The 25,549-nt window shown below is 71.2% G+C and carries 28 protein-coding genes; 5 read left to right on the top strand and 23 right to left on the bottom strand.

Going from position 1 to position 25,549, the window contains the following annotated elements:
* Window positions 1–14: 14 nt before the first annotated feature.
* The 9 genes from R3F55_23435 to R3F55_23395 all read right to left on the bottom strand — a co-directional run bounded on the left by R3F55_23435 (window position 15) and on the right by R3F55_23395 (window position 8,304).
* Window positions 15–1,559, bottom strand: a complete 1,545-nt coding sequence (locus R3F55_23435; protein MEZ5670327.1) for a sugar ABC transporter ATP-binding protein — start codon at window positions 1,557–1,559, stop codon at window positions 15–17.
* A gap of 79 nt (window positions 1,560–1,638) precedes the next feature.
* Window positions 1,639–2,544, bottom strand: coding sequence for a substrate-binding domain-containing protein (locus R3F55_23430; protein MEZ5670326.1), 906 nt, complete (start codon window positions 2,542–2,544; stop codon window positions 1,639–1,641).
* Window positions 2,545–2,737: 193 nt separating this feature from the next.
* Window positions 2,738–3,307 carry a YceI family protein gene (locus tag R3F55_23425; protein MEZ5670325.1) on the bottom strand — a complete coding sequence of 190 codons (570 nt, stop codon included), beginning with the start codon at window positions 3,305–3,307 and terminating at the stop codon, window positions 2,738–2,740.
* A gap of 31 nt (window positions 3,308–3,338) precedes the next feature.
* The gene (locus R3F55_23420; GenBank protein MEZ5670324.1) at window positions 3,339–3,932 is read right to left on the bottom strand and encodes a cytochrome b; all 594 of its coding nucleotides are present in this window, start codon (window positions 3,930–3,932) and stop codon (window positions 3,339–3,341) included.
* Window positions 3,933–4,006: 74 nt separating this feature from the next.
* On the bottom strand, window positions 4,007–4,597 hold the full coding sequence (locus tag R3F55_23415; GenBank protein ID MEZ5670323.1) for a YceI family protein: 591 nt from the start codon (window positions 4,595–4,597) through the stop codon (window positions 4,007–4,009).
* Between the two features lie 42 nt (window positions 4,598–4,639).
* A complete protein-coding gene (locus tag R3F55_23410) occupies window positions 4,640–5,641 on the bottom strand; it encodes a glutathione S-transferase family protein (protein MEZ5670322.1) in 1,002 nt (333 codons plus the stop codon).
* 11 nt (window positions 5,642–5,652) lie between these two features.
* Window positions 5,653–6,255, bottom strand: a complete 603-nt coding sequence (wrbA, locus tag R3F55_23405; protein ID MEZ5670321.1) for an NAD(P)H:quinone oxidoreductase — start codon at window positions 6,253–6,255, stop codon at window positions 5,653–5,655.
* Between the two features lie 133 nt (window positions 6,256–6,388).
* Complete coding sequence (locus R3F55_23400) at window positions 6,389–7,294, bottom strand: DMT family transporter (GenBank protein ID MEZ5670320.1); 906 nt, start codon at window positions 7,292–7,294, stop codon at window positions 6,389–6,391.
* The gene (locus R3F55_23395) at window positions 7,291–8,304 is read right to left on the bottom strand and encodes a patatin-like phospholipase family protein (GenBank protein ID MEZ5670319.1); all 1,014 of its coding nucleotides are present in this window, start codon (window positions 8,302–8,304) and stop codon (window positions 7,291–7,293) included. Before R3F55_23395 ends, R3F55_23400 begins: the two co-directional genes overlap by 4 nt.
* Window positions 8,305–8,402: 98 nt before the next feature.
* Here R3F55_23395 and R3F55_23390 point away from each other — a divergent pair, with 98 nt between their 5' ends.
* The gene (locus R3F55_23390) at window positions 8,403–8,690 is read left to right on the top strand and encodes a GIY-YIG nuclease family protein (protein MEZ5670318.1); all 288 of its coding nucleotides are present in this window, start codon (window positions 8,403–8,405) and stop codon (window positions 8,688–8,690) included.
* Window positions 8,691–8,738: 48 nt separating this feature from the next.
* Here the strand turns inward: R3F55_23390 and R3F55_23385 are convergent, their stop codons facing one another.
* The 7 genes from R3F55_23385 to rfaD form a co-directional block, all read right to left on the bottom strand.
* Window positions 8,739–10,244, bottom strand: a complete 1,506-nt coding sequence (locus tag R3F55_23385; GenBank protein MEZ5670317.1) for an aldehyde dehydrogenase family protein — start codon at window positions 10,242–10,244, stop codon at window positions 8,739–8,741.
* Between the two features lie 116 nt (window positions 10,245–10,360).
* Complete coding sequence (locus R3F55_23380; GenBank protein MEZ5670316.1) at window positions 10,361–11,716, bottom strand: hypothetical protein; 1,356 nt, start codon at window positions 11,714–11,716, stop codon at window positions 10,361–10,363.
* Between the two features lie 126 nt (window positions 11,717–11,842).
* Window positions 11,843–13,027 (bottom strand): Xaa-Pro peptidase family protein, encoded by a 1,185-nt coding sequence (locus R3F55_23375; protein ID MEZ5670315.1) that lies wholly within the window; start codon window positions 13,025–13,027, stop codon window positions 11,843–11,845.
* Between the two features lie 13 nt (window positions 13,028–13,040).
* On the bottom strand, window positions 13,041–13,829 hold the full coding sequence (pgeF, locus tag R3F55_23370; GenBank protein ID MEZ5670314.1) for a peptidoglycan editing factor PgeF: 789 nt from the start codon (window positions 13,827–13,829) through the stop codon (window positions 13,041–13,043).
* Between the two features lie 13 nt (window positions 13,830–13,842).
* The gene (locus R3F55_23365; protein MEZ5670313.1) at window positions 13,843–14,931 is read right to left on the bottom strand and encodes an SAM-dependent methyltransferase; all 1,089 of its coding nucleotides are present in this window, start codon (window positions 14,929–14,931) and stop codon (window positions 13,843–13,845) included.
* 12 nt (window positions 14,932–14,943) lie between these two features.
* A complete protein-coding gene (gene lgt / locus R3F55_23360; protein MEZ5670312.1) occupies window positions 14,944–15,756 on the bottom strand; it encodes a prolipoprotein diacylglyceryl transferase in 813 nt (270 codons plus the stop codon).
* 33 nt (window positions 15,757–15,789) lie between these two features.
* Window positions 15,790–16,776 carry an ADP-glyceromanno-heptose 6-epimerase gene (gene rfaD / locus R3F55_23355; GenBank protein MEZ5670311.1) on the bottom strand — a complete coding sequence of 329 codons (987 nt, stop codon included), beginning with the start codon at window positions 16,774–16,776 and terminating at the stop codon, window positions 15,790–15,792.
* Window positions 16,777–16,997: 221 nt separating this feature from the next.
* On the opposite strand from rfaD, the gene R3F55_23350 reads away from it, so the two are divergent.
* Window positions 16,998–17,324, top strand: coding sequence for an accessory factor UbiK family protein (locus R3F55_23350; protein ID MEZ5670310.1), 327 nt, complete (start codon window positions 16,998–17,000; stop codon window positions 17,322–17,324).
* A 22-nt stretch (window positions 17,325–17,346) separates the two neighbouring features.
* On the opposite strand, the gene R3F55_23345 is transcribed toward R3F55_23350, so the two are convergent.
* Window positions 17,347–18,846 carry a PLP-dependent aminotransferase family protein gene (locus R3F55_23345; GenBank protein ID MEZ5670309.1) on the bottom strand — a complete coding sequence of 500 codons (1,500 nt, stop codon included), beginning with the start codon at window positions 18,844–18,846 and terminating at the stop codon, window positions 17,347–17,349.
* 241 nt (window positions 18,847–19,087) lie between these two features.
* Here R3F55_23345 and R3F55_23340 point away from each other — a divergent pair, with 241 nt between their 5' ends.
* Entirely contained in the window at window positions 19,088–19,318 is a 231-nt protein-coding gene (locus R3F55_23340) for a DUF1127 domain-containing protein (GenBank protein MEZ5670308.1), read from the top strand.
* Window position 19,319: 1 nt separating this feature from the next.
* Complete coding sequence (locus R3F55_23335) at window positions 19,320–20,270, top strand: methylated-DNA--[protein]-cysteine S-methyltransferase (GenBank protein ID MEZ5670307.1); 951 nt, start codon at window positions 19,320–19,322, stop codon at window positions 20,268–20,270.
* A 39-nt stretch (window positions 20,271–20,309) separates the two neighbouring features.
* Here R3F55_23335 and R3F55_23330 read toward each other — a convergent pair whose 3' ends face one another.
* The 6 genes from R3F55_23330 to R3F55_23305 form a co-directional block, all read right to left on the bottom strand.
* A complete protein-coding gene (locus R3F55_23330; protein MEZ5670306.1) occupies window positions 20,310–20,912 on the bottom strand; it encodes a hypothetical protein in 603 nt (200 codons plus the stop codon).
* Window positions 20,913–20,916: 4 nt separating this feature from the next.
* Window positions 20,917–21,828: an Hsp33 family molecular chaperone HslO gene (locus tag R3F55_23325; GenBank protein ID MEZ5670305.1), complete on the bottom strand. Its 912-nt coding sequence runs from the start codon at window positions 21,826–21,828 to the stop codon at window positions 20,917–20,919.
* Window positions 21,829–21,923: 95 nt separating this feature from the next.
* Window positions 21,924–22,265: a hypothetical protein gene (locus R3F55_23320; GenBank protein ID MEZ5670304.1), complete on the bottom strand. Its 342-nt coding sequence runs from the start codon at window positions 22,263–22,265 to the stop codon at window positions 21,924–21,926.
* 279 nt (window positions 22,266–22,544) lie between these two features.
* Window positions 22,545–22,943 (bottom strand): hypothetical protein, encoded by a 399-nt coding sequence (locus R3F55_23315; GenBank protein MEZ5670303.1) that lies wholly within the window; start codon window positions 22,941–22,943, stop codon window positions 22,545–22,547.
* An 83-nt stretch (window positions 22,944–23,026) separates the two neighbouring features.
* Entirely contained in the window at window positions 23,027–23,938 is a 912-nt protein-coding gene (locus R3F55_23310) for an ROK family protein (GenBank protein ID MEZ5670302.1), read from the bottom strand.
* A 30-nt stretch (window positions 23,939–23,968) separates the two neighbouring features.
* On the bottom strand, window positions 23,969–24,730 hold the full coding sequence (locus tag R3F55_23305; GenBank protein ID MEZ5670301.1) for a hypothetical protein: 762 nt from the start codon (window positions 24,728–24,730) through the stop codon (window positions 23,969–23,971).
* 168 nt (window positions 24,731–24,898) lie between these two features.
* Between R3F55_23305 and R3F55_23300 the strand changes: the two genes are divergently transcribed.
* The coding region (locus R3F55_23300) for a branched-chain amino acid aminotransferase (GenBank protein ID MEZ5670300.1) at window positions 24,899–25,549 on the top strand (651 nt) is incomplete at its 3' end.

The raw sequence follows: 25,549 nt of genomic DNA, 5'->3' as shown, positions 1-25,549 counted from the left end.
CTTGGGTGTTGGGTTCAGGCCGTCGCCCGCGCCGGCGCCGTGCTCAGGGTCATCATGCGCATCAGCTTTTCCTCGGTCGCCTCGCTGCGCGCGATCTCGCCGGTGATGCGCCCGCCGCGCATGGTGACGATGCGGTCGCTGATGGTCAGGATCTCGGGCAGCTCCGACGAGATCGCGATCACCGCAATGCCGCTGCGCGCCATGTCGTAGAGCAGCTGGTGCACCTCGGCCTTGGCCGCCACGTCGATGCCGCGGGTCGGTTCGTCGACGATCAGGATCGAGGGCCGCAGCGCCAGCCAGCGCGCCAGCACCACCTTCTGCTGGTTGCCGCCCGACAGCAGCACCACGCGCTGCTCGGGGCTGGCCATGCGGATGTTGAGGGCCTTGCGGAACTCCTCGACCTGGGCAAGCTCGGCGCGCTCGTTCATGAAGATGCCGCCGACGCTGAGCCGGTCCAGCGTCGCCATGCTGATGTTGGCGCGCACCGCCAGCGCCAGGAACAGCGCCTGCTGCTTGCGGTCCTCCGGCGCCAGCCCGATGCCGCGGCGGATGGCGTCGTGCGGCGAGCGGATGCGCACCGGTCGGCCGTCGATGAAGACGCGGCCGCTGTCGATCGGGTCGGCGCCGAACACGGCGCGGGCGAGCTCGGTGCGGCCGGAGCCGACCAGGCCGGCGATGCCGAGGATTTCGCCGCGATAGGCGGTCAGCGAGATGTCGTCCAGCACCACCGCGTGCGGGTCGCGGCCGTCGCCGTGGCGGCTGAGATGCTCGATCCGCAGCGCCTCGCTGCGTTCGGTGCCGCCGTCGTCGCGCCTGGCGAACAGCGCCTCGACGTCGCGCCCGACCATCAGCCGGATGATGTCGTCGACGGTGACGTCGGCAACCCGGCCCTCGCCGGCATTCTGGCCGTCGCGCAGCACCGTGAAGCGGTCGCACAGCGCCATCACCTCGTCCAGCCGATGGGTGACGAAGATGATGGTCAGCCCGTCGGCGCGCAGGTCGCGCGCGATCTGCATCAGCCGCGAGACCTCGGTCTCGCTCAGCGCCGAGGTCGGCTCGTCCATGATGATGATGCGCGAGCGCATCGACAGGGCGCGGGCGATCTCCACCATCTGCTGCTCGGCGACGCTGAGCGTCCGCACGGTGCGGCCCGGGTCCAGCGGCAGGCCGATCCGCGCCAGGATCTCGGCGGTGTCGCGCTGCATCCGCCGCCAGTCGATGAACGGGCCGCGCCGCGGCTCGCGCCCGATGTAGACGTTCTCGGCGATGGTCAGGTGCGGGACCAGGTTGAATTCCTGGTAGATGGTGACGATGCCGAGCTGCTGCGCCGCCACCGGGTTGGCGATGCGTACCGGCTGGCCGTCGAAGCGGATCTCGCCCTCGTCCTGCTGCTGGGCGCCGGACAGGATCTTCAACAGGGTCGACTTGCCGGCGCCGTTCTCGCCCAGCAGCGCATGCACCTCGCCGCGGCCGACGCTGAGCGACACGCCGGCCAGCGCCACCACGCCGGGAAAGCGCTTGGTCAGCCCGCGCACGGTCAGGAGTGCGTCGTCGCTCATCGGGTCTCGGTCCGGCTGTCGGGGAAAGCGAGTCGGGGCGGGCCGTCGGGCCCGCCCCGGAGTCGTCGCTCGGCTGGGCTCAGTTCAGCTCGCCGAGGCGCTCCGCGTCGGCCAGGTTGTCCTGGGTGATCACGATCGGGATCAGCAGGGTGACCGGCTCCGGCTGGGTGCCGTTGCGCAGGAACTCGACCATCACCTGCATCGCCTTGCGGCTCTGGCCGCCGGGGAACTGCTCGACCGTGCCGGCGAGGCCGCCGTCGCGCACGCTGGCCAGCGCCTCCGGCAGCGCGTCGAAGCCGATGATGGCGATCTGGTCCTGCATGCCGAGGGCGGTCACCGCCTCCAGCGCGCCCAGCGCCATGTCGTCATTGGCCGCGACGATCACGTCCGGCGGGGAGTCGAGGCCGGCCATCAGGCTTTCGGTGACCGACAGGCCCTGGTCGCGGGCGAAGTTCGCGGTCTGCTCGGCGACGAACACGTACTTGTCGCTCATGCCGTCCAGCACGTTGTGGACGCCGGCATTGCGGTCGATCGCCGGGCTGGCGCCGGGCTGGCCCTGCAGGTTGACGATGCGCGCGCCGTCCGGGAAGTGCTCGACGATCCAGTGGCCCTGGGCCTCGCCGCCCGCGACGTTGTCGGCGCCGACATGGGCCAGGATGCCGGCCACGCCCTCGACCCGGCGGTCGATGGTGACGACGGGCACGTCGTTCTCGATCGCCGCCTCGAGCGCGGGCGCCATCGCGTTGACGTCGATCGGGCTGATGACGATGCCGTCGACGCCCTGGATTACCGCGTTCTCGACGTCGGCGGTCTGCTTCGGCGCGCTGTTCTGGCCGTCCGATTCGACGGTGGCGACGCCCAGCGCCTCGCCCTCGGCCTTCAGCGCGTTCATCATGTGCACGAAGAACGGGAAGCCCAGGCTGGGCACCGAGGTCATGATCGTCAGGTCCTGCGCCGCGGCGGTCGTGCCGCCCAGCGCCAGCATCGCGGTCGTGGCGGCAGCGGCGAATCTGAAGCGAGTGATCTTCACGTCTGTTTCCTCCCGAGGATTGCGCGCACGCGTGGCCGGGACCGGCCTCCGGCGATGTCGTATGATCGCTCTTGCGCGTGGCCGCGATGTCATAGCGCAACGGCCCGGGAGTCAACCGGGATTGCGCGCGCCGGGAGGAAAAACCGGCCTAGTTGCCGCGGGTTGCGGCCAGTGTGAATGCGATGGCAACGTCGAAGCCGACGATGTCGTCGATCGCCCAGTCGCCCTGGCCGACGTCGTAGTCGATGCGGTTGACGCTCAGCCCGCCGGCGATGCGGGCGCTGTCGCCGTCGATGGCGAAGGTAAAGGGCAATGTGACCGGTCGGCTGCGGTCGCGAATGGTCAGCGTGCCGTCCGCCTCATAGGCGTCGCCGCCGAGGGCACGGAAGGTTTCAGCCGCAAAGGTTGCAGTCGGGAAGGCGGCCGCGTCGAACCATTCCGGCTTGACCAGCTCTTCGGTCTTCTCCGGCGTATCGGCCTCGATGCTGGCGATCTGGACGGTCACCGTGACGCGGCTGCCGGCCAGGTCGGCGGGGTCGAAGGCGATCTCGGCCTCGAATGCGCCGAACCGGCCCTCCAGCGGCTTCTCCGAAAAGGACACGGTCCAGGCCAGGCTGCGGTCGGCGGGGTCGACTGTCCAGACGTCGGCGGCGCCGGCACCGGCGGCGGAAGCCAGCAACAGCGCACAGGCGAGGGCGGGCTTCATCAGGCTCGGCATCGGATGAACTCCCTGTTCTGCTGGCAGGCGCCTACCGCTCCGGCCGCAGGCGGGCGAAGGGCAGCATGCGAATCAGCACGTTGTCGCGGAAGAAGACATGGTGAGCCAGCGCGGCCGCCGCATGCAATGCGACGACCGCGATCAGCAGGTTCGACAGCAGTCCGTGCAGGCCGCGCAGGCGATCGCGCGCGTCGGCATCGGCGTCCAGCAGGTTGGGCACCGTGAACAGGTCGAAGAAACGGGTCGGGATCAGCGTGTGCGACAGCGGGTCGGCCGAGACGAACAGCCAGCCCGAAAGCGGCATGGCGAAGATCAGCGCATAGAGGGCGATGTGGCTGGCGTGCGCCGCCCAGACCAGCGCGCGGCCGTGACGCGCCGGCACCGGCGGGGCCGGACTGACCACGCGCCAGGCCAGCCGCAGCACCGCCAGCGCAAGCACGACGAAGCCGAACGACTTGTGCAGCTGGTAGAGGTCGTAGCCCCAGCTGCCCGGCATCTTCTCGGCCAGCGGCAGATCCTCCATCACCCAGCCGACGACGACCATGGCGACGATCAGCGCCGCCGTCGCCCAGTGCAGGGCCTGGGCGACGGCGCCGTAGCGGTCCGGCGTGTTGCGAAGGGGCATGGCGCGTTCCATCCGGTTCGGCGCGCGATCCTCGCGGGCGGGCGGGGCGGCGGCAGTGACGGGCGTCACCCGGCTTAGCTGTCGCGGTCGGTTTCCGCCAGCGTCGCCTCGCCCGACACGCGGATGGTGACCGCGTCGCCGACGGCCGGCGCGAACAGACCGAGCCCGAAGGCCGAGCGGCTGACCTGGGTCGTTGCCGTGAAGCCGAGGGTGCGCACTCCGGTCATCGGATGGTCGGCCAACCCGTTGACCTCGACCGCGAACACAACCGGCTGCGTCGTCCCGCGGATGGTCATCTCGCCGGCGACGGTCAGCGTCTCGTCGCCGGTGCGTTCCACCGCGGTGCTGGCGAAGGTGACGGTGGGGTAGGTGGCGACATCGAAGAAGTCGGCGCTGCGCAGGTGGGCGTCGCGGTCCGCCCAGCCGGTGTGCAGGCTGTCGGCCACGATGGTCACCGAAAGCCGCGAGTTGGCGGGTTCGGCCTCGTCGACGCTCAGCGTGCCCTGCCAGTCGGTGAACGTGCCCTGGGTGGTCGAGAAGCCGAGATGGTCGTACTCGAACAGGATCTGGGTGTGCGAGGGGTCGAACTGGAAGCTGTCGGCGGCGCCCGCAGGGGCAATCAGGCCGAGGGCGAGCGACGCGGCAAGGGAAGCGGCGAGCTTCATGGCAGGTTCTCCGTTGGTTGATGGACGATGAGGGTGGGCAGCTCAGACAGCCGCGGCCAGCCGGCCGCGGTCGTGCGGTGCGGCGAAGTCGATGGCGGGCCCGCGCGGCACGATCCGGTGCGGATTGATGCTCTCGTGACTGGTGTAGTAGTGACGGCGGATGTGGTCGAAATTCACGGTGGCGGCCACCCCCGGCCACTGGTAGAGCTCGCGGGTGTAGGCCCAGAGGTTGGGGTAGTCGACCAGCCGGCGCAGGTTGCACTTGAAGTGCCCGACATAGACCGGGTCGAAGCGGACCAGCGTGGTGAACAGCCGCCAGTCGGCCTCGGTGATGCGGTCGCCGAGCAGATAGCGCCGGTCCGACAGCCGCCGCTCCAGCCAGTCCAGGGTGTCGAACAGCGGACCGACCGCCTCGTCATAGGCCGCCTGGGTGGTGGCGAAGCCGCAGCGGTAGACGCCGTTGTTGACCGTCTCGTAGACCCGCGCGTTGACGGCATCGATCGCGTCGCGCAGGTCCGCCGGATAGAGGTCGAGCGCCGCGTTGCCGGCGTCGCCGCCGACGCCGTCGAACGCGCCGTTGAACATGCGCAGAATCTCGGCCGACTCGTTGTTGACGACGGTGCCGGTCTCGCGGTCCCACAGCACCGGCACGGTCACCCGGCCGGTGTAGTGCGGGTCGGCCATCAGGTAGATCTCGCGCAGGTAGCAGGCGCCGTTGACCGTGTCGGGCACGGCGCCCGGCGCTTCGGTGAACTGCCAGCCGTCGGCGCCCATGAACGGGTCCACCACCGAGACCGAGACCGCGCCCTCCAGCCGCTTCAGGGCGCGGGCGATCAGCGTGCGGTGCGCCCACGGACAGGCCAGCGAGACGTAGAGGTGATAGCGCCCGGCCGCCGCCGGATAGGCCTTGCGTCCCGCCGGCGCGCCGGTGCCGTCCGCCGTCACCCAGTCGCGGAACCGGGTCTGCGGCCGCTCGAACCGGCCACCCGATTTGTCGGTCTCGTACCAGCGGTCGCGCCAGACGCCGTCGACCAGCAGCCCCATCGCCGGCCTCCTCAGGCCGCCAGCTTGGCGGCGATGGCGGCCAGATGCGCGCCCTGGAAGCGGGCAAGGCCGAGCTCGCGGGCACTGGGCCGGCGGCTGCCGTCGCCGCCGGCGATGGTCGAGGCGCCGTAGGGCGTCCCGCCGGTGATCTCGTCCAGCGTCATCTGCTCGGTCGCGGTGTAGGGCAGGCCGACGATCACCATGCCGAGGTGCAGCAGCGTGGTGTGGAACGAGAGGATCGTGCTCTCCTGGCCGCCGTGCTGGGTGGCCGAGCTGGTGAACACGCCGGCCGGCTTGCCGACCAGCTTGTTCTGCGCCCACAGCCCGCCGGCCTGGTCCAGGAAGTTGCGCATCTGCGACGCCATGTTGCCAAAGCGGGTCGGCGTGCCGAACAGGATGCCGTCGTAGTCGGCCAGTTCGGCCACGGCGGCGACCGGCACGTCCGCCTCGATCCGATAGCCGGACTTCTCGGCTACGTCGGCCGGCACCAGTTCGGGCACGCGACGGATCGCGACCTCGACGCCGTCGACGCCGGCGGCGCCCTCGGCCGCCGCCTTCGCCATCGCCGCGATGTGGCCATAGCTGCTGTAGTACAGCACGAGGATGCGGGTCATCGGGTGCTCCCTTGCTCAGGCCGTCGTTGCGGAGGCGGGGTGCCCCGGTCGTCGCCTGCAACCGGACTTAGGCGCTGCGGTGCCGCCGGACTAGTCGCTCATCCGATAACTTTTTGTTTCCGTACAGAAACGTTCAGCGACGCCTGTTGACCAAGAGGATGCCGCCACAGATCACCGCGATGGCGAGCCAGACCCAGATGGCGTGGCGCTCGCTGAATACCGCCATGCCGAACACCACGCCGGACGCGGTGATGACGTAGCTGATCTGGCTGAAATAGACCGGCCCGGCCAGCCGCTGCAGTTCGAAATAGAGGATGTAGATCAGCCCGCCGACGAAGAAGATCGCCACCGTCGACCAGTCGCCCAGGTCGGCCGGCGGCAGCGGCCAGTAGAAGGCGTCGGTGACGAGCATCGCCGGCGTCAGCCACAACGCCGCCGCAACCAGCATGCCGACCGCGAGCGTGATCGGGTGCGCCCCCGGCGGCCAGGCGATGTTGCGATAGACGTTGCCGCTGGCGAGCGCCACCGGCATGACCAGGCCGAGCAGCACCCAGTGCAGCGCCTCGGGGCTGGGCAGGCTGGACTGCGGCAGCAGGATCAGCAGGGTGCCGGCCAGGCCCATGGCCAGGCCGGCGCTGCGCAGCGGGTCGAACCGGTCGATGCGGACAGCCATGGCGAAGGCGTAGGTGAACAGCGGCGACAGCGCATAGAGCACCCCGGTCAGCCCGGTGCCGATCGGCGCGACCACGGTGAAGGCCAGGGTGTTGGGGAAGGCGGTCGAGATCAGGCCGGCGATGGCGTAGTAGCGCAGGTGGCGCGCGTCGACCGTCAGCGGCACGCGGCGCAGGCGGGCCACGCCGGCGATGATCGTAGCACCGCCGACGCAGTTCCAGAAGGCGAAGGCCATCGGCGGTACGCCGTCGGCGGTCGCCTGCCGGCCCATCACCAGCATGACGCCCCAGATGGTGCCCAGCCCCAGCAGCAGCGCCAACGGCGCCCAGGGCGGCGCGGTGCGGGCCCGCTCGGTCGCGGCGGTCAAAGGAACACCGCGGCCAGGTCGATGGTGGTGCGCCGGCCGAGGTCGTCGAAATGAGCGTCGAGCCAGCGGCCGGCGTTGGCGTGGCCCAGGTCGTGCAGATAGCTGAGGAAGTCCCAGTCGGCGTTCAGCTTGCTGGTATGGCCGAGGTCGTAGAGATCGTCGGCGCCGTCGACCATGTGCACGTGCAGGCGCTTGTAGCGGCTTTCGTCGACCCGGTTCTCGTGCAGCAGCCGCGAGACGAACTCGATCGCCCGCATCTCCTTCATCAGCCCGGCGTTGAAGGTGATCTCGTTCAGCCGGTCGACGATGGCGTTCGGCGTCGTCGGGATTTCGGCGCGGCGGATCGGGTTGATCTGCACCAGCATGATGTCGCGCGCCGATGCGTTGTAGATCAGCGGGAAGATCGCGGGATTGCCGGAATAGCCGCCGTCCCAGAAGGCGTCGCCGTCGATCTCGACCGCCTTGTAGAGGAAGGGCAGGCAGGCCGAGGCCATGCAGGCGTCGAGGCTCAGCTCGTCGGGCCCGAACACCTTGATCTTGCCGCTGATCACGCTGGTGGCGCAGACGAACACCTTCGGATGGCAGCGCGCGCGCAGGGCGGCGAAATCCACCTGCTCGGCCAGCACGGTGCGCAGCGGGTTCCAGTCGAACGGGTTGAACTGGTAGGGCGAGAACAGCCGCGACAGCAGGTCGAAGGTGAAATAGACCGGCGAGGAATCCAGGTTCCAGCCGGCGGTCAGCCGGTCGAGCGGCGTGCGCGGGAACGGCCCGAACCGGCCGATCGTCGCCATCCGCCGCCAGAACGCCTCCAGCGCCGCCGCCGCGGCCTTGCGCCCGCCGACCCGCATGCCGTTGGCCAGCACCGCGGCGTTCATCGCGCCGGCGCTGGTGCCGCTGATCGCCTCGATCTCGATACGCTCGTCCTCGAGCAGCCGGTCGAGCGCACCCCAGGTGAACGCCCCGTGCGACCCGCCGCCCTGCAGCGCCAGGTTGATGGTCTTCACGGGCATGGGCAAAGTCGCTGCGACATACGCACTTGCACTTCAACGCTCGACTGTCGTGCTCGCCCTTGCGGCGAGGATCCATCGCGCCGCCCAGTTGGATGTCGATGGCCTATTATGTCTACATGCTGGCGAGCAAGCCCTACGGCACGCTGCATATCGGCGTGACCAACGACCTTGTCCGGCGGGTCTGGGAGCATCGGGAAGGCTTGGCCCCTGGATTCACGAAGCGATATGCGGTCAAGCGGCTAGTGTATTTCGAGCCCCATGACGATGTGAACCAGGCAATCGCGCGCGAGAAGCGGCTGAGGCGCTACGGACGCGACCGCAAGATCGAGTTGATCGAGCGCGACATCCGGTTCTGGGAAGATCTCTGGCCGGCCATTCTGCGGTAGGCGCAAGTGGTCCTCGCCGCAAGGGCGAGGACGACAGTGGCGGGGATCCTACCCGCCGATGTCGAAGTTGATGCCTTGGGCCAGCGGCAGGGCGCGGGAGTAGTTCACGGTGTTGGTCTGGCGGCGCATGTAGGCCTTCCAGGCGTCGGAGCCGGATTCGCGGCCGCCGCCGGTGTCCTTCTCGCCGCCGAAGGCGCCGCCGATCTCCGCCCCCGACGGGCCGACGTTGACGTTGGCGATGCCGCAATCGCTGCCGGTCGCCGACAGGAACGTTTCCGCCTCGCGCACGTCGTTGGTGAAGACGCAGGACGACAGGCCCTGCGGCACCTCGTTCTGCAGCGCGATCGCCTCGGCGAAGTCGCGGTAGCGCATGGCGTAGAGGATCGGCGCGAAGGTCTCCTCGCGCACCGTGTCGGTCTGGCCGGGCATCTCGACCAGCGCCGGGCGCACGTAGCAGCCGTCGGCGATGCCGTCGACCGCGACCCGCTCGCCGCCGTGCACGGTGCCGCCCTCGCCGCGCACGCGGTCGAGCGCATCCTCCATCCGGCCGAGCGCGCCCTCGTCGATCAGCGGCCCGACCAGGGTGCCGGCCTCGCGCGGGTCGCCGACCGCGATCTGGCCGTAGGCCGCCTTCAGCCGGCCGATCAGGCTGTCGTAGACGTCGTCGTGCACGATCAGCCTGCGCAGCGTGGTGCAGCGCTGGCCGGCGGTGCCGGCGGCCGAGAACACGATGGCGCGGACGGCGAGGTCGAGGTCGGCCGATGGCGCCACGATCATGGCGTTGTTGCCGCCGAGCTCCAGCAGCGCGCGGCCGAAGCGCCCGGCCACCGTGGGGCCGAGCTCGCGGCCCATGCGGCAGCTGCCGGTGGCGCTGACCAGCGGCAGGCGGGCGTCGCCGGCCAGCTGCTGGCCGACCTCGCGGCCGCCGATGGCCAGCTGGCTCAGCCCGGACGGCGCGCCGTCGAAGCGGGCGGTGGCGCGGGTGAACAGGGTCTGGCAGGCCAGCGCGGTCAGCGGCGTCTTCTCCGACGGCTTCCAGATCACCGGGTCGCCGCAGACGATGGCCAGCGCGAAGTTCCACGACCACACCGCGACCGGGAAGTTGAAGGCGGAGATCACTGCGATCGGACCGAGCGGATGCCAGGTCTCGCGCAGCGCGTGGCCCGGCCGCTCGCTGGCGATGGTCAGCCCGTAGAGCTGGCGCGACAGCCCGACCGCGAAGTCGCAGATGTCGATCATCTCCTGCACTTCGCCGCGGCCTTCCTCGGCGATCTTGCCGGCCTCGACCGTGACCAGCGCACCGAGTTCGGCCTTGTGCGCGCGCAGCTCGTCGCCGAACAGCCGGATCAGCTCGCCGCGCCGCGGCGCCGGTACCTGCCGCCATGCCGCGAAGGCCGCGCCGGCCCGCTCGATCTTGCGGTCGACCGCGTCGGGCGCGTCGACCGCGACGCTGCCGATGACGCTGCCGTCGATCGGGGTGCGGACCTCCAGCCCGCCGCCGCCGACGGCTTCCGCCGGCACATGGAGCGATTCGAGCAGGGCGGCGATGTTCATCGGATGCGGGTTCCCTCGCTGTCTCCGGGCTCAGCCGCGTTGCCTACACGATCGGCGGCAAATGGGGAAGCGGGCGGGACTGGCTGCCGCCGTGCCGGCCGGATGACGATGACCCGTCACCGTGCCGGCAGAGCGTCGCTCCAGTCGTCCGGCAGCACGATCATGTAGGTGTCGACAGCCTGGGTGCCGGACCGGCCCCAGTTGCTGGTGAACAGGATCCGGGTCAGGTCGCGGTTGGCCGTTGCCTGGGGCTCGGCCCAATAGTCGTGTTCCTGCGCCTGGTCGACGACCGCGTGGGTGTGGGCGAGCCGCACGACGCGGCCGCCGGGCTTCAGTTCGAGCAGGAAGACCTGGTCGTCCATCCAGGTGCCGGCGGCCGGCTGGCCGCCGCTGTAGGTGGAGACCACGGCCCAGCCGGGGCGGCCGAAGGCCTGGCCGGAGAAATGGAAGCCGAGCGGGCTGTGCGAGAAATCGATCGGCAGCAATGGCGTGACCGCACCCGATGCCAAGTCCAGCATCGCGATGGTGTCGTTGTCGATGTCCTGGAACACCAGCACCTCGCGCCCGGCGGCATCGAGCGCCAGGTCGGAATGGCCGACGATGCGTAGCAGGCCGCGGCCCTGGGCGAGGCTGCGGTCGTAGACCATCAGGCCGCAGGGATCGGCGTCGCTGCCGAGCGTGCCGCGCTCGCAGTAGCGGTCGAGATAGGCCAGGACATAGGTGCCGAGCGGGCTGACGGTGACGGAATCGATCTCCCGCGCCTCGGCCGGCCACCCGTCCAGCGGGTGCAGGCCGACGATCCGGTCCTTCAGCGCGTCGTAGACCAGCAGCGCCGCCGCCAGCCAATCGCCATCCTCCGCCATCATCGCCCAGTAGCGGCCGTCGGCGGAGGGGCTGCCCTCGTAGCGCGTCCACACCGCGGCCAGGTCGCGGCCCGGCAGGTCGGTGGCGAAGTCGCGCACGATCCGCGTCGCGCCGCTGTCGGTCAGGTGGGCCATCAGACGGGTCCCGTCGCTGAACAGGATGCGGGCGGGATCGGCGGCGTCCCAGCGCGGGTCGATCCCGAGCGGCAGACCGGCCAGCGGGCGTAGCGTGCGCGCGTCGTAGAGGTACCAGCCGCCGCCGACGCTGCGCAGCAGGAAGCGGCCGCCATCCGCATTGAACGCCTGCACGCGCGAATATTCGTTCTTGATGCCGGCCGGATCGTCGCCGTCGGCGAGATCCGCATCGCGGTCGGTGACCCTGACGATGCAGGTGCCGAAAGCCGGATCGACATAGGCCTCGCGCGGGCGCGGCTCGACGCGTTGCGGGGTCTGGCGCAGCTGCAGGTCGAGGACGATCGGCGCCGGCGGTGCGGCACAGGCGTCCACCGCGACCGACTGGGCGGCGGCGGACTGCCACAGCGTGCCTGCCAGCACCATCGCGGCGGCCCGACCGGCGAGCGCAACGCTCCGTGCCTGCGCGACAATCATGGCAGCGACACCTCCCCGGAGGCGTCGGTCGCAGCCCGACGCCATGCCGGCAAGACAGCGTAGACCTTCTGCGGCGGGGCACAATGCGACGCGCTGTGCCGCGTCGCGGCCCGCGACCGTCCTTGTCTAGCGGTCGGCGGCCAGCACCGCGTCCGACAGCGGCTCGGCGCCGGTCCGGGTGACGACGCTGGTGCGGCCCAGGGTCATGGCCAGCCCGCGGTCGTCGTCGAAGATGATGATGTGGATGAAGAACACCATGCCGGGCGCGATCGCGGCGGGGTTGTCGCGATAGAACATCGGCCAGTCCATCCAGGTCGGCGTGAAGGTGGCGCCCAGGCCGTAGCCGCAGGCGTTCATCCGCCAGCGCGACAGGCCGGCCTCGTCCAGATGGCGGGCGTGGGCGGCATAGATGTCGCCGGCGGTGCGGCCGGGGCGCAGCGCGTCCTCGCAGGCGAACAGCGTGTCGCGGGCGACGGCATAGAGCGCCTGGCGGTCGGGGTCGCGGTCGGGTCCGAGGCGGCCGTCGCCGGCGTCCTCGGCCCCGACGGTGAAGCTGCGCATCAGCGCGGCGTGGTAGTGGCGGTAGGCGCCGGCCCATTCCAGGGTCAGCTGGTCGCCCGCCTGCAGCCGCTGGCGGCCGGAGGCATAGCGGCACAGCCGGGCGCGCGGGCCGGAGCCGATGATGAACTCGTTGCCGGGATAGTCGCCGCCGCCTTGGAACACCGCGCCCTGCATCGCGGCAAGCACCGCGTTCTCGTGCGCGCCGGGCGCGGCGGTGGCCAGCGCGGCGCGCCAGGCGTCGTCGGCCAGTGCGGCGGCGCGGCGGACGTGGGCCAGCTCGGCCGGGCTCTTCACCGCGCGCAGGCGGGTGACCAGGTCGGAGGCGTCCTCCAGCCGCGCGATGTTGCCGATGGCGGCGTCGAGCCGGCGGCCGGCCGCGGCGGGCAGGCCATAGCTGTCGTACTCGACGCCGAGCCGGCCGCCGCGGGCGCCGTGCTCGAGCAGGATGTCCTCCAGGTCGAGCACCGGGTCGGCATCGACGCCGTCGGCCCAGACCCGGATGTCGGACAGCACCGAGGTCATCTGCGCCTGGCGGCGGTCGGGCGCGCGGGTCAGCAGGGTCAGCGTGCCGTCGACGCCGAGATAGAGGCACTGGAAGAAGCAGAAGCCGAAGCTCTCATAGCCGGTCAGCCAGGCCATGGTCTCCTGCTTGAAGGCGAGCAGGCCATCGAGCCCGCGCGACTGCAGGGCGGCGCGCGCCGCCTGCTGGCGCGCGGCATATTCGGCGGGCGCGAACGGCAGGTCGGTCATCGCAGTCGCTGCCTCACGGTTCCTCCGCCAGCACGATGGCGGAGAGCTGGCGGCCATAGTCGGGCTCGCCGGCATGGGTGGTGCGCCGGTAGCTGAAGAACAGCGCCGGCTCGGCATAGGTGTCGCGGTCCAGCCGGTCGACCGCAGCCAGGTCCAGCGGCGCGAGCCGGGATTCGACATAGCCGACCAGGTCGAACTGGTAGCGGCCGGGCCGGACGCCGGCGGCGAAGAAGGCCGCGTTGGCCGCGTCCTCGGCCAGGAAGCCGTCGCGGAAGGCCTGGTCGACCTCGTAGGACGACTGCGCGATGGCCGGCCCGATCGCCGCGGCGATGCTGCCGCGCGCGGCGCCGAGCGCCTCCATCTGCGCGACCGTGGCCTCGGCGATGCCGGCCCTGGCGCCGCGCCAGCCGGCGTGGGCCGCGCCGATCACGCCGGCCTCCAGGTCGGCGAACAGGATCGGCGCGCAGTCGGCGGTCATGATGCCCAGCACGATGCCCGGCGTGCGCGTCGCCAGCCCGTCGGCGCGCGGTGCCCGGTCCCAGGACCACGGCGTCGCCACCGCAACCGCGGTGCCGCTGTGGACCTGGTGGACGGTGACGATGTCGGGCTCGCCCTGGCCGAGCGCGGCGGCGGCGCGGGCCCGGTTCTCGCGCACCGCGGCGCGGTCGTCGGCGGAGCCGTAGCCGCAGTTGAGCCCGGCATAGATGCCGGCGCTGACGCCGCCCTCGCGGGTGAAGAAGCCGTGCCGCACATGATGTGCGGTGGCGAGCAGGGCGGGGGCGTGCAGCGGAGTGGCGGCCATGGCGTCGTAGAGCCTACTGGAAACCCGGTGTCGGCCCGAGATCCGGCTGGGCCACCGCCAGCACGCGGAACAGGCCGCCCATGGCGTCGTCGTCGATCAGCCGGTGCGCCGCGGCGTTGAGCTCGTCGGCACGCGCGGGATTGGCCTGGATCAGCGCCTGCAGCCGCTCGGCCAGGCCGAGGTTGAGCAGGAAGCGGCCCTGGTCGACCGGCCCGTCGATGCGGCAGTCCGCGCCCGCCGCCGCACGCGCCAGCGCGCCGAAATCCACATGGGTGGTGATGTCGGCCTGCCCCGGCGCGTGGAACACGTCGACGCGATCGTGGCCGCGCACCGACTGCAGCGTGCTGCCGACGCCGCCGCCGCGGTGGGCATAGTCGATGACCAGCGCGGCGCCGCCCTGGCGCGCGACCCGCCGTGCGATCTCCGCCATCTGCGCCTCGCGCTCCGGGGCGTATTCGATCACGATCGTCGCCGGCATGCGGTGGAACATCGGGTGCAGCTCGGCCCGCGCGTCGTGGCCGATGTCGCGCCAGCGGCCGAACAGGCGCCGGCCGGCATCGACCACCACGAACATTTCCTGCCAGCCCTCGCCGAAGCGGCGCAGCTGGCGCACCGGCAGGGCGTCGAAGAATTCGTTGGCGACCAGCAGCAGCGGGTCGCGCGGCACGCCGGCGAAGCGGTCGTGCCAGGTCGGCCGGTACGCGTCCAGGCGCTTGGCCTGTTCCGCGCGCAGCCGGTCGTTGCATTCGACCAGGTGCAGCCGCGCGGCCTCGGCGAAGGCCGGATCGGCGGCCGCGCCGGCGCGCAGCGCATCGGCCATCAGCACGCCGCGGCCCGGCCCCAGCTCGACCAGGTTGAACGGAGCCGGACTGCCGATCGCCTGCCAGCGGTCGACGCACCACAGCCCGACCAGCTCGCCGAACACCTGGCTGACCTCCGGCGCGGTGATGAAGTCGCCCTCCGCCCCGATCGGCGTGCCGACGACGTAGTAGCCGTGATCCGGGTCGGTCATCGCCATGCGGATGAAGGCGTCGAGCCGGAGCGGGCCGTCCTCGCGGATCAGTCGGATCATGCGCTCGACCAGCGGTGCGCCCGCCGCCATGGCCCCGCCCTCCTAGTCCGGCCCCAGCGGCAGCTTCGGGCGCATGCGCCCGTTGACGATCAGCCCGATGCCGACCAGCAGCATCGGCAGCGACAGCAGCTGGCCCATGGTGATCGCCTGGCCGATGATGAAGCCGAGGTGTGCGTCCGGCTCGCGGAACAGCTCGCCGATCATCCGCGCGACGGCATAGCCGGCGAGGAAGGTGCCGGCCAGCGTGCCCGGCCGGCGGAACGCATCGGTGCGGGTGCGCACGATCCACAGCACGGAGAACAGCACCACGCCCTCCAGGAACGACTGGTAGAGCTGGCTCGGGTGGCGGACCAGCTGCTCCGGGTCGCACTTGAACACCATGCCCCAGGACACGTCGGTGGGCCGGCCCCACAGCTCGCCGTTGATGAAATTGGCGATGCGGCCGAGGAACAGCCCGATCGGCACCGCGCAGGTGACGACGTCGCCCAGCCGCAGGAACGAGATCCGCCGCTTCATCGCGAACAGCCAGATCGCCAGGATCACGCCCAGCATGCCGCCGTGGTAGGACATGCCGCCGGTCCACAGCATCGGGATTTCCTGGGGATTCTCCAGGTAGTAGCCCGGCTTGTAGAACAGCACGTAGCCGAGGCGGCCGCCGAGGATGACGCCCAGCGCGGCCCAGACGAAGAAGTCGTCGACCATGCGCGTGGTCATGAAGGTCGGCGGCCGGTGGGCGAGGTAGGTGACGAAGCGCCAGCCGACGATCAGCGCCACCACATAGGCCAGCGCGTACCAGGTGATCTGGAAGAAACCGAGGTCGAGCGCGACCGGGTCGATGACGCCGCAGGTGTTCATGGATGCGGCCCCCCGCTCAGCCGTGCCGTCGCGTCAGCGATAGCGGTCCGGGGCCTCGAGATAGCCTTGCACATAGGCCCGGACGCCGTCCTCGAGTGTGGTGAACGGGCGTTGATAGCCGGCCTTGCGCAGCCTGTCCACTTCCGCCCGGGTGAAATACTGGTACCGGTCGCGGATCGCGGCCGGCATGTCGACATAGTCGATCGCCGGCGTCCGCCCCAGCGCGGCGAACACCGCGCCGGCAAGCTCGGCGAAGCTGCGCGCCGTGCCGGTGCCGAGGTTGAACAGGCCGCTGACGCCGGGGTTGTCGAGCAGCCACAGCATCGCGTCGACGCAGTCGTCGACCCAGATGAAGTCGCGGCGCTGGTCGCCGTCGGCGACGTCGGCGCGGTGCGAGCGGAACAGGTTGCAGCGCCCGCCGGCGGCGACCTGGCCGTGCACCCGCTCGACCACGCTGAGCATGCCGTCCTTGTGGTATTCGTTCGGGCCGTAGACGTTGAAGAACTTCAGCCCGGCCCACTGCGGCGGCGCCGGCCGGTCCTCGGCCACGATGCGCGCGACCATGCGGTCGAAGGCGTGCTTGCTCCAGCCATAGGCGTTCAGCGGCCGCAGCCGGGCCAGCCCCTCCGGGGTGCCGTCGTCGTCGAAGCCCTGGGCGCCGTCGCCGTAGGTGGCGGCCGACGAGGCATAGACCAGCCGCACGCCGTTCGCGGCGCACCAGTCCCACAGCATGCGCGACAGCATCAGGTTGGTCCGCACGATCAGGTCGGCATCGGTCTCGGTTGTCGCCGAGATCGCGCCGAGGTGGAACACCAGCTCCAGCCCGGCGCCGTGGCGGTCGAGGAAGGCCGGCAACTCGTCCGGCGGCACGAACCGCGCGATCTCGCGCCTGGCGATGTTGCGCCACTTGTCGCCCTGGCCGAGGCGGTCGCAGACGGCAACGGCGGTGCGGCCGCGCGCCTCCAGCCCGGCCAGCAGGTTGGAGCCGATGAAGCCGGCGCCGCCGGTCACCAGGATCATGGCGCGGCCCGCGTCATCGGCGGGCCCGCGGCCGTCGGCATCTGCGGTGCATGGCCGCTGTCCCTCTGCCGCCCGCGCGAAAGGGCTTGGCGTCGCGCCCGGCGGTGATAGCTTGTGCGGCATGCGCCGGCAAGGCGGCGCGTCAGGCTCGGCGCCGACGGGCGGTGCGTCAGGCTCGGCGCCGACGGGTCGCGCTGGGAAGCAATGCGAGGAGAGTGGCGATGCGGGGCGATCCGCGCCTGATCGACGACCTGTCACGGCTGGCCAGCGGCGCCGTCGGCGCGCTCAACGAGATGCGCACCGAGGTCCGCGACGAGGTGCGCGACCGCATCCGCCGCGCCATGGGCAGCCCGGACGCCAGCCTGCGCGAGGAAGTGGCCGCCGCGCTCGAGCTTGCCGCCAACGCCCGCGCCGAGCAGGAAAAACTGCAGGCCCGGGTCGACGCGCTGGAGGCCCGGCTGGCCAGGCTGGAGGACGACGCCAAGCCGGCCCCGAAGCGCACCCCGGCCAAGCCGAAGTCGAGCCTGCACGGCAAGAAGATGGCGTAGCGGCGGCGTCCCGACCGCCGGCTCAGATCACCGCCAGCGCCTCGCGCGCCGGGTGGCGGAGCAGGGCGGCGAGGATGGCGAGGCCGTGGCGCAGGTCGTCGTCATTGGCCAGCCCGTTGAGGCAGACGCGCACCGCGTGCAGCGGCACCGGCGCGGCCGAGGGGTGGGCGGCGCCGTCGGCCTGGCCGCCGGGGTTGACCAGGAAGGCGTCGCCGGGCGTCACGCTGACCCCGCGGGCGTTGAGCGCGCCGACGAAGTCGTGCAGCCGCCAGGAGGCGGGCAGCGGCATCCACAGGTGGAAGGCGCGGCCGTTGCCGCCGCCGCGCGGGTCGTAGAGGTCGCCGAGCATGGCCGCGGCCAGCCGCTGGCGGCGGCCGGCGCTGGCGCGCTGGCGTTCCGCCGCTTCCTCGGCCAGGCCGCTGTCGATCAGATGCATGGCCAGCTCGCTCTGCAGCGGCGCGCCCATCAGCATGGTGGTGCGCAGCGCCGCGCTGATCGCCGGCATCAGCCGCTCCGGCCCGGCGACGAAGCCGATGCGCAGGCCCGGCGCCACCGCCTTCGACAGGCTGGAGACATAGACCGCGCGTTCCGGCGCGAAGATGCGCATCGGCGGCGGCGCGTCGGGCGCCAGGAAGCCATAGACGTCGTCCTCGACCAGCCAGACCTCGTAGCGCCGCGCGATCTCGGCGATCCGCGCCCGCCGCGCCTCGGTCAGTACCGCGGTGGTCGGGTTGTGCATGGTCGGCATCAGATAGGCCGCGGCCGGGCGGTGTCGCGCGCAGGCCTCCTCGAATGCCTCCGGCACCATGCCGTCGCGGTCCATCGCCACGCCGCGGGCGCGCAGGCCGCGCACCCAGGCGAAGGAAATCAGTCCGGGCCATGACAGCGCCTCGCACAGGATGGTATCGCCCGGCCGGGTGATGGCGGAGAACACGGCGGTCATGCCGCCCTGGGCGCCGGGCGAGATCACCAGCCCGTCCGGGTTCACCTCGACGCCGCGGCGGCGCAGCCAGCGCGCGCCGGCGGCACGGTGCTCCGGCCGGCCGCCCGGGTGGGCATAGTTGACCAGCGCGCCCAGCCGCGCGCCGTCGCCGAGCCGGGCGAGGCCGGCTGCGACCATCTCCGCCATCCCGTCGGCATTCGGATAGTTCGGCGACATGTCGAGCGCGGCCAGGGCGTCGCCGTGCACCGCGAACCAGTTGACGCCGGGCTCGTCCTGCGCCGGCGGCAGGCGCAGCGGCGCGCGCGGACCGGCCTCCGCCGCCGGCATCGCATCGGTGCCGCGGGCGCGGGCGTCGTTGACATAGGTGCCGCGGCCGACCTGGCCGCCGACCAGCCCGCGCCGGTGCGCCTCGGCATAGGCCCGGCCGACGGTGCCGACGGTGACGCCCAGCGCCCAGGCCAGGTCGCGCTGCGGCGGCAGCCGGTCGCCGGCCTTCAGCGCGCCGGCGTCGATGTCCCGCTCGATGGCATCGGCGATGGCCAGGTAGCGCGGTCCGCGCGCGCCGGCCAGATCGGGCATCCAAATTGTCATGGTCACAATATAGACTTTGACTCGCGCAGGGCGCAACACAATAGTCGATTGTGCCGATCCACTCGCGGGCCAATCGATGCAATTGTGTCGATTGTCACTATCAGGACGTGCGACAGCCGGTCCGACCTTCGCGTCGCCCGGCTTTTCGCATCGGCCGCAAGAACCGGGTGGGCATCGCGCGGAATTGCCGGTAGGCAACCACCATCGACGCTTTGTCGGGAGAAGGACCATGTCGAGCACACAGCAGATTCATCATCGCCTCGCCGCAGCGCCCGCCGGGCGCGGTGTCGCCATGGTGGTCAATGCCGTGCGCGCCATGGTCATGGCAATCGATACAATCGTGACGCGCCAGCGCGCACGACGACACCTGGAATCCCTGGACGACCGCATGCTGAAAGACATCGGGCTGACCCACGCCGATGTCTTTGTCGAGTCACGCAAACCGTTCTGGCGAGGATAGGATGGACACCACAAGCAAGCCGCGGATGGAGCTGCAGCCCGACCCGATTCCGGGCGAGGCGGAGCAGTTCGTCGAGGGTGCGGCGGCGCTGGCGCTGCCTGAAACCGACGCCGAGGTCGACCCGCGGATGGCGCAGGCGATCGCCTGGCTCAGCGACCGCTGGGCCGAGCAGCCGAGCCTGGAGGCGGTGGCGGCGGTGGTGGGCATGAGCCCGTTCCACTTCCAGCGCCGCTTCACCGAGGCGGTCGGCGTCAGCCCGAAGAAGTTCATCCAGTACCTGACGCTGGGCCACGCCAAGCAGGCGCTGCGCCGCAACCAGAGCGTGCTCGACGCGGCCTATGACGCCGGCTTGTCCGGGCCGGGCCGGCTGCACGATCTGTTCGTCGCCCACGAGGCGATGACGCCGGGGCAGTGGAAGGCGAACGGCGCCGGCCTGCGCCTGCGCTACGGCTGGCATGACAGCCCGTTCGGCCGCTGCCTGATCGTGGCCAGCGACCATGGCGTCTGCGGCCTGGGGTTCGAGCGCGGCCTGGGCACGGCCGACACGCTGGCCGACCTCGCCAGCCATTGGCCGGATGCGGAGGCGCGCGAGGACCCGGACTTCACCGCGCCCTATGCCAGCCGCGCCTTCGGCAAGGCCGCCGGCGACCTGCGGCTGATGCTGCGCGGCACGCCGTTCCAGTTGAAGGTCTGGGAGGCGCTGCTGCACATCCCGCCCGGCACGGTCGTCACCTACACCGACATCGCGCGGGCCGTCGACCGGCCCGACGCGGTGCGGGCGGTGGCCAGCGCGGTGGCGCGAAATCCGGTGTCCTGGCTGATCCCCTGCCATCGCGTGCTGCGGCAGACCGGGGCGTTGGCGGGCTATCGATGGTGCCTCTACCGCAAGCGCGCGATGCTGGCGATCGAAGGCGCCGCCATCGCCGCCGACGGCGAGGACACGGCAGGCTGACGTGCGACCCCTCTTCCGCGCGGGCGGGCGAGGGGTCGGCTATCCCAGATAGGGGCCGAAATTGGCCAGGATCTGACGTTCCAGTTCGGCATTCAGCGCGATCATGGCCTCTTCGACCAGGCGGTACTGGACCTCCTCGCGCTGTTGCAGGGTAACGTCCTCGCGCACCGTCCGGCTGCGCTCGGCGAAGGCGCGGGCGCCGACCTGGGTGGTGTTGGGCAGGCCGCTGGCGACGATCTCGACGTCGATGCGGATGCGATATTCCTCGGACTGGTCGACGGTCAGCGCGCCGGTGACGCCGGTGGTCCGTGCCAGCGGGATCTCGGCCAGCATGGCGTCGTGCACCGTCACCACGGCCGCGCCGTTGGCGCCGGCCGGCCGGATGCGCTGCTCCGCCCAGCGGCGCACCGCTTCCGACGGCGCGATCGGCGCGCGCGACTCGATCGTCGGCATCCCGGCCGGCGGCACGTAGAGGTCGACGAACTCGCGCCGCGCCACCTGTACCGGGATCGGCGCCAGGTGGACGAAGGTGAGGTCCGGCACGCCGCTGCGCGGCGCCGGCGTGCGGCACGCGGCGAGCGTGACCGCCGCGGCCCCTGCGCCGAGGCGCACAAAGCCGCGCCGGCTCAGCCGAAGGGCCACCGCGTCAGTGGGTGGTGTGGATGCGGTCGAGGTCATCCCGGCCGAAGACATACTTCCTGTTGCAGAATTCGCAGACAACCTCGACATGGCCTTCCTGTTCCAGGTCCTCGAGTTCCTCGGCGCCGATGCCGCGCAGCACGTCGACGATCCGGTCGCGCGAGCACCGGCAGCCCGCCTTCAACGGCCGGGTGTCGTAGACCCGCACCCCGTCCTCGTGGAACAGCCGGTAGAGCAGGGTGTGCGGCGACAGGTGCGGGTCGAGCATCTCGGCGTTGCTGCAGGTGTGCATCAGCGCCGTCGCCCGGTCCCAATCCTCGTCGGCGATTTCGGCGGAAATGGGGAAGCCGCCTTCCGGCGGCAGCTTCTGCACCAGCATGGCGCCGGCGCGCCAGCCGCCCGACGCACCGCGGTCGGCGGCGACCAGCACCTGCGTCGGCAACTGCTCGGACTGGCGGAAATAGTGGTGCACGCATTCGGCCAGCGTATCGCCTTCCAGCGCAACGATGCCCTGGTAGAGCTCGGTGTTGCTGCCCTGGTCGACCGTGAAGGCGAGATAGCCGTCGCCGAGCAGGGCGGCGACCGGCGCGGGCGAGCTTCGGTCGGTCGTGTCGATGCCGGAAAGCCGTTCGGGTTCGTAGCGGGCGTAGCCGCGGATGTCGCCGCTTGTGCTGACGTCGGCGACCAGCAGCGACACCGGGCCGTCGCCCTTGGCCTGGATCGAGAAGACGCCGTCGTATTTCAACGTCGCGGCCAGGGCCGCGCACAGCGCCAGAGTCTCGCCCAGCAGGACGGCGACCGGGCCGGGATAGGCGTGTCGGGCCAGGATCTCGTCGACCACGGGCCCGAGACGGACCAGCCGTCCGCGCAACGCGTTCGCGTCGATCTGAAACGGCTGGACGAGATCGTCGGTGCTCATGGGCTAGGATATAGCACCGCGCCTGCGCGGGGCAAAATCCCGCCTGGGTCCGATGCTGCGGCGCGCATCCCGTGCGACGGGGTGCGCGCGACGGCTCAGATCGGCTCGCCGAGCAGCGCGACCTGGGTCTGCTCCCAATGCTCGCCGGCGCCGATCATGCAGGTCTGGCCCTCAGGCATCGTCAGCAGCAGGGTCCAGGTGCCCTGCTCCGAGCTGAACACCTCGAGCACGCCGCCGTTGTTCGACAGGCCGATCGCGGTGCGGTCCTCCTGCCAGGTCTTCTTCAGCTCGTCGACGATGTGCTCGCGCTCGCCGCACAGCATCTCGGCCCGGGCGGCGGCGCTCATTGCGACGCAGCCGGCCAGCGCGGCGACGGCCATGCAGGCGGTGGAGAAGGGGGCGGCAGCGTGCCGGGACGGCTTGGTATCAGCGGTCATGGTCCAATCTCCCGCGGCCGCGCGATCCGCCACTCGGACCGCCGCGTCCGTGTCGTTGCCAGATCCGCGCTGTTCCTCTCCGGTTCGGCCAGCGTTTGCCCGGCCTTCACCTTCAGCGTGGCCGAGGTTGTTTAAGAAACGCTGAAAGCGCCTAAAATAGTCGACGACAGCGTTAACGTATCGGAAAAGAATCGGCCACGCAGTGCGCGAGTAAAATGCGGACATCCACTTGAACGTCGCTTGCCGCGCGCGGTGCCGGCCGGGCGCGCACCCGGTGGCTCACAGCGCGCCGGGATGGATCGCCACGCGCGGCGACAGGGCATTCTCCAGGGCGTCGAAATGCTCGGCGATACGAATGCGGTCCTGCCGCGAAACCGCGACGAAGACCGCGGCCAGCTCGCCGGATCCGGCATGGTGACGGACAACCAGGAGCGTGCAGCCGAATTCGAGCCCGCCGCCGGCAGAGCGGATCACGATGCGGGCCTGCAGCCTGTCGCCGGCGCGCGCCCGGCCCTCATAGTCGGCCAGGCCGACGCCGGACGAGCTCCAGTCCGCGATCCGGTAGGTCCGGCCGTCGAACTCGGCATGGGCGTTGCGCGGCTGCTCGCGCAGTTCGCGACGCCGGTCGCGTCCGCTGGCGGCGGCATCGTCGATTGGCTGGGTCGCGACTGGGTTCATCTCGGCACCTCGCCGGGTCCGCGCAGGGCGGGCAACCCGCGGATGATAGCCGGCGATGGTTAACGACAGGTTCGAGGCGCCGGCTACAGCCGCGCGGCGCCGCGCACCCCACTTTCCGCGCCGAAACAGGCGGGGACCAAGCGCGTGCGACCGATGTCGCCGACCGCGTAGCGGGCGAGCAGCGCCGGCATCATCGCGAACAGCGCCGACACCTTGGACAGACCGCCGCCGACCACCAGCACGTCCGGGTCGAGCAGGTGGACGACGTCGACCAGGGCGCGGGCCAGCCGGTCGCAATAGCGCGCCAGCGCGTCGTGCGCCCGCGGGTCAGAGCCGATGCGCGCCGCGACCTGCTCCGCCGTTTCGGCCGCGCCGCCGAGGCGGCGGTAGTCGTCGACCAGCGCCCGCGCCCGCAGCACGGTTTCGTTGCAGCCCTGGCGCCCGCAACCGCAGGTCGACGGCGCCGGGTCGACGGCCGGCTCGAACGGAAAGCGCATGTGGCCCCATTCGCCGGCCAGCGCATTGGCACCGACGACGATGCGGCCGTCGGCCACCAGTCCGCCGCCGACGCCGGTGCCGAGCGTCAGGCCGAACACCATCGCGGCGCCGCGGCCGGCTCCGTCGATGGCCTCGGACAGGGCAAAGCAGTTGGCATCGTTGGCCAGCACCACCGGTTTGCCGACCCGCTGCGCCAGTGCGCCGGCCACCGGCATGCCGACCAGCCACGGCAGGTTCACGCAGGCCAGCACGGCACCGTCGCGGGCGATCTGGCCGGGCATGCAGATGCCGACGCGGCCCGGCGGCTCGCCGCCGGCCGCCGGCGCGAAGGCTTCGACCATGGTGGCGAGGGCGGCGACGACGCCGTCGAAGCTGCGCGGCGTGTCGACCCGGTCCTCGGCCAGGACCGTGCCGTCGCCGCGAAACAGCACGCCGGCGATCTTGGTGCCGCCGACGTCGATCCCGATGCGGGGGCCGCCGGACGGCTCGGCGTTCATCGACACGATGCGGGCAAGGCGTGGCTTCCCTCAGCGATCCGGCAGGGCTTCGAAGTCCTGGCCGAGCAGTTCGAGGACCACGCCGTCGGGCAGCTGGCCACCGTTCAGCTTGGCCGCCAGGGCCTGGGCTTCCGCCGCGTCGAAATTGCCGCTGATGCGCAGGGACCGGCCAGGGATCGGTTCCATGATCGTCGGTGCCATCATCACCACGCCGTCGACCACCAGAGCCAGGCGCTGGCCGATCAGGCGGGTGGTCGCCGCGGTGAAGGCCTCGGCGGCGTCCCAGGTCAGCACCAGCTGGATCGTCCAGCCGCCATTGAGTTGCTCGGCCATCGCCTCGTCGATGGGCTCCGCCGGCAGCAGCGACTCCCATTTGACGACGATCGGTTCGCCGCGCCGGTCGGGCAGCACGGCGATGCCGGGCGCGATATCGGTGGTCGAGCGGGTGTCGTCGACCTCGTAGAACGCGACGACTCCGGGGTCGAGCAGCGTGGCCGGCAGGCCCGGCTCGCCGAGGCGGACCACGTGCAGCGTAACGGTGCCGTCGGCGGCCAGTTCCGCAGCGATGCTGCACAGATCGGGCGACTGCATGCGCTGTTCGAGAACGGCCAGCGCCACCTCCAGCCGCACCATGTCGGCGGCCTCGCGGCTGCGCAGCTGGTAGACCTCGGCAAAGTCGACGGCCGCGCAGGCCTGCGCGTCGGCGACAGTCGGCGCGGTGGCACAGGCCGCACCCGAGAACAGCGAGCAGACCACCTCGCCGACGCCGCCGGCCGCACCGTCACTGTCCATTGGGGGTCCTCCTTCGGGTGTTTGCCGGTGGCGCCTGACGGCCAGCATGGCAGTGCGGCGTCGCCGGGACAATGCGGACAATTGCGTCCTTGCGTCGTCCAGACGGCCACGTGATAACGACACCGCGCCAAGGCGGTCAATCCTGCGGCTGGTGGACGGAAGGTGACGATGAAGGGGCACGATTCGTCGGATCGCTGGACATTCCTCGACGGTGGCTGGCACGCGGGCGCGGTTCCGCTGATGACGGCCTCGACCCACGCGGCCTGGCTGGGCTCGGTCGTGTTCGACGGCGCGCGTCATTTCGACGGGATGGCCCCGGACATGGCCCTTCACTGCCAGCGGGCGGTCGACAGCGCCCGCACGCTGGGCCTGGAGCCGACGGTGGGCGTCGATGCGATGCTGGGGCTGGTGGCCGACGGCGCCAAGCGCTTTGCCGCCGGTGCGCAGCTCTATGTCCGGCCGATGTTCTGGGCCGAGAACGGCTTCATCGCGCCGGACCCGGACAGCACGCGTTTCGCCCTGGTGCTGTCGGTGTCGCCGCTGCCGCAGCCGACCGGCTTCAGCGCCTGCATGGTGCCGTTCGAGCGCCCGGTGCCCGCGGCGGCCCCGACCAAGGCGAAGGCCGCCTGCCACTATCCCAACCTGGGCCTGGCGATGCGGGCGGCGAAGGCGCGCGGCTACGACGCCGGCGTGATCACCGACGGGATCGGCAATGTGGCCGAGTTCGCAATGGCCAACCTGATGTTCGGCAAGGACGGCGAAGTGCACACGCCGGTCGCCAACGGGACATTCCTGGCCGGGATCACCCGCCGCCGCGTG

It is taken from the genome of Alphaproteobacteria bacterium, from assembly GCA_041396705.1.
In the GTDB taxonomy this organism is placed as follows: domain Bacteria; phylum Pseudomonadota; class Alphaproteobacteria; order CALKHQ01; family CALKHQ01; genus CALKHQ01.
The sequence above is the reverse complement of the archived record's forward strand: the minus strand, read 5'-3'. Positions and strand labels throughout refer to the sequence as shown.

Bases quoted from the DNA above. Each gene is read 5' to 3' on its own strand.
- R3F55_23305 (MEZ5670301.1), bottom strand. From the start codon at position 24,730: ATGGACAGTGACGGTGCGGCCGGCGGCGTCGGCGAGGTGGTCTGCTCG.
- R3F55_23435 (MEZ5670327.1), bottom strand. From the start codon at position 1,559: ATGAGCGACGACGCACTCCTGACCGTGCGCGGGCTGACCAAGCGCTTT.
- pgeF (MEZ5670314.1), bottom strand. From the start codon at position 13,829: ATGGCCGCCACTCCGCTGCACGCCCCCGCCCTGCTCGCCACCGCACAT.
- R3F55_23430 (MEZ5670326.1), bottom strand. From the start codon at position 2,544: ATGCTGGCGCTGGGCGGCACGACCGCCGCGGCGCAGGACCTGACGATC.
- rfaD (MEZ5670311.1), bottom strand. From the start codon at position 16,776: ATGATCCTGGTGACCGGCGGCGCCGGCTTCATCGGCTCCAACCTGCTG.
- R3F55_23380 (MEZ5670316.1), bottom strand. From the start codon at position 11,716: ATGATTGTCGCGCAGGCACGGAGCGTTGCGCTCGCCGGTCGGGCCGCC.
- R3F55_23350 (MEZ5670310.1), top strand. From the start codon at position 16,998: ATGCGGGGCGATCCGCGCCTGATCGACGACCTGTCACGGCTGGCCAGC.
- R3F55_23345 (MEZ5670309.1), bottom strand. From the start codon at position 18,846: ATGCCCGATCTGGCCGGCGCGCGCGGACCGCGCTACCTGGCCATCGCC.
- R3F55_23395 (MEZ5670319.1), bottom strand. From the start codon at position 8,304: ATGCCCGTGAAGACCATCAACCTGGCGCTGCAGGGCGGCGGGTCGCAC.
- R3F55_23410 (MEZ5670322.1), bottom strand. From the start codon at position 5,641: ATGGGGCTGCTGGTCGACGGCGTCTGGCGCGACCGCTGGTACGAGACC.
- R3F55_23325 (MEZ5670305.1), bottom strand. From the start codon at position 21,828: ATGAGCACCGACGATCTCGTCCAGCCGTTTCAGATCGACGCGAACGCG.
- R3F55_23320 (MEZ5670304.1), bottom strand. From the start codon at position 22,265: ATGACCGCTGATACCAAGCCGTCCCGGCACGCTGCCGCCCCCTTCTCC.
- R3F55_23365 (MEZ5670313.1), bottom strand. From the start codon at position 14,931: ATGGCGGCGGGCGCACCGCTGGTCGAGCGCATGATCCGACTGATCCGC.
- R3F55_23315 (MEZ5670303.1), bottom strand. From the start codon at position 22,943: ATGAACCCAGTCGCGACCCAGCCAATCGACGATGCCGCCGCCAGCGGA.
- R3F55_23420 (MEZ5670324.1), bottom strand. From the start codon at position 3,932: ATGCCCCTTCGCAACACGCCGGACCGCTACGGCGCCGTCGCCCAGGCC.
- R3F55_23415 (MEZ5670323.1), bottom strand. From the start codon at position 4,597: ATGAAGCTCGCCGCTTCCCTTGCCGCGTCGCTCGCCCTCGGCCTGATT.
- R3F55_23335 (MEZ5670307.1), top strand. From the start codon at position 19,320: ATGGACACCACAAGCAAGCCGCGGATGGAGCTGCAGCCCGACCCGATT.
- R3F55_23425 (MEZ5670325.1), bottom strand. From the start codon at position 3,307: ATGCCGAGCCTGATGAAGCCCGCCCTCGCCTGTGCGCTGTTGCTGGCT.
- wrbA (MEZ5670321.1), bottom strand. From the start codon at position 6,255: ATGACCCGCATCCTCGTGCTGTACTACAGCAGCTATGGCCACATCGCG.
- R3F55_23310 (MEZ5670302.1), bottom strand. From the start codon at position 23,938: ATGAACGCCGAGCCGTCCGGCGGCCCCCGCATCGGGATCGACGTCGGC.
- R3F55_23385 (MEZ5670317.1), bottom strand. From the start codon at position 10,244: ATGAACATCGCCGCCCTGCTCGAATCGCTCCATGTGCCGGCGGAAGCC.
- lgt (MEZ5670312.1), bottom strand. From the start codon at position 15,756: ATGAACACCTGCGGCGTCATCGACCCGGTCGCGCTCGACCTCGGTTTC.
- R3F55_23340 (MEZ5670308.1), top strand. From the start codon at position 19,088: ATGTCGAGCACACAGCAGATTCATCATCGCCTCGCCGCAGCGCCCGCC.
- R3F55_23375 (MEZ5670315.1), bottom strand. From the start codon at position 13,027: ATGACCGACCTGCCGTTCGCGCCCGCCGAATATGCCGCGCGCCAGCAG.
- R3F55_23390 (MEZ5670318.1), top strand. From the start codon at position 8,403: ATGGCCTATTATGTCTACATGCTGGCGAGCAAGCCCTACGGCACGCTG.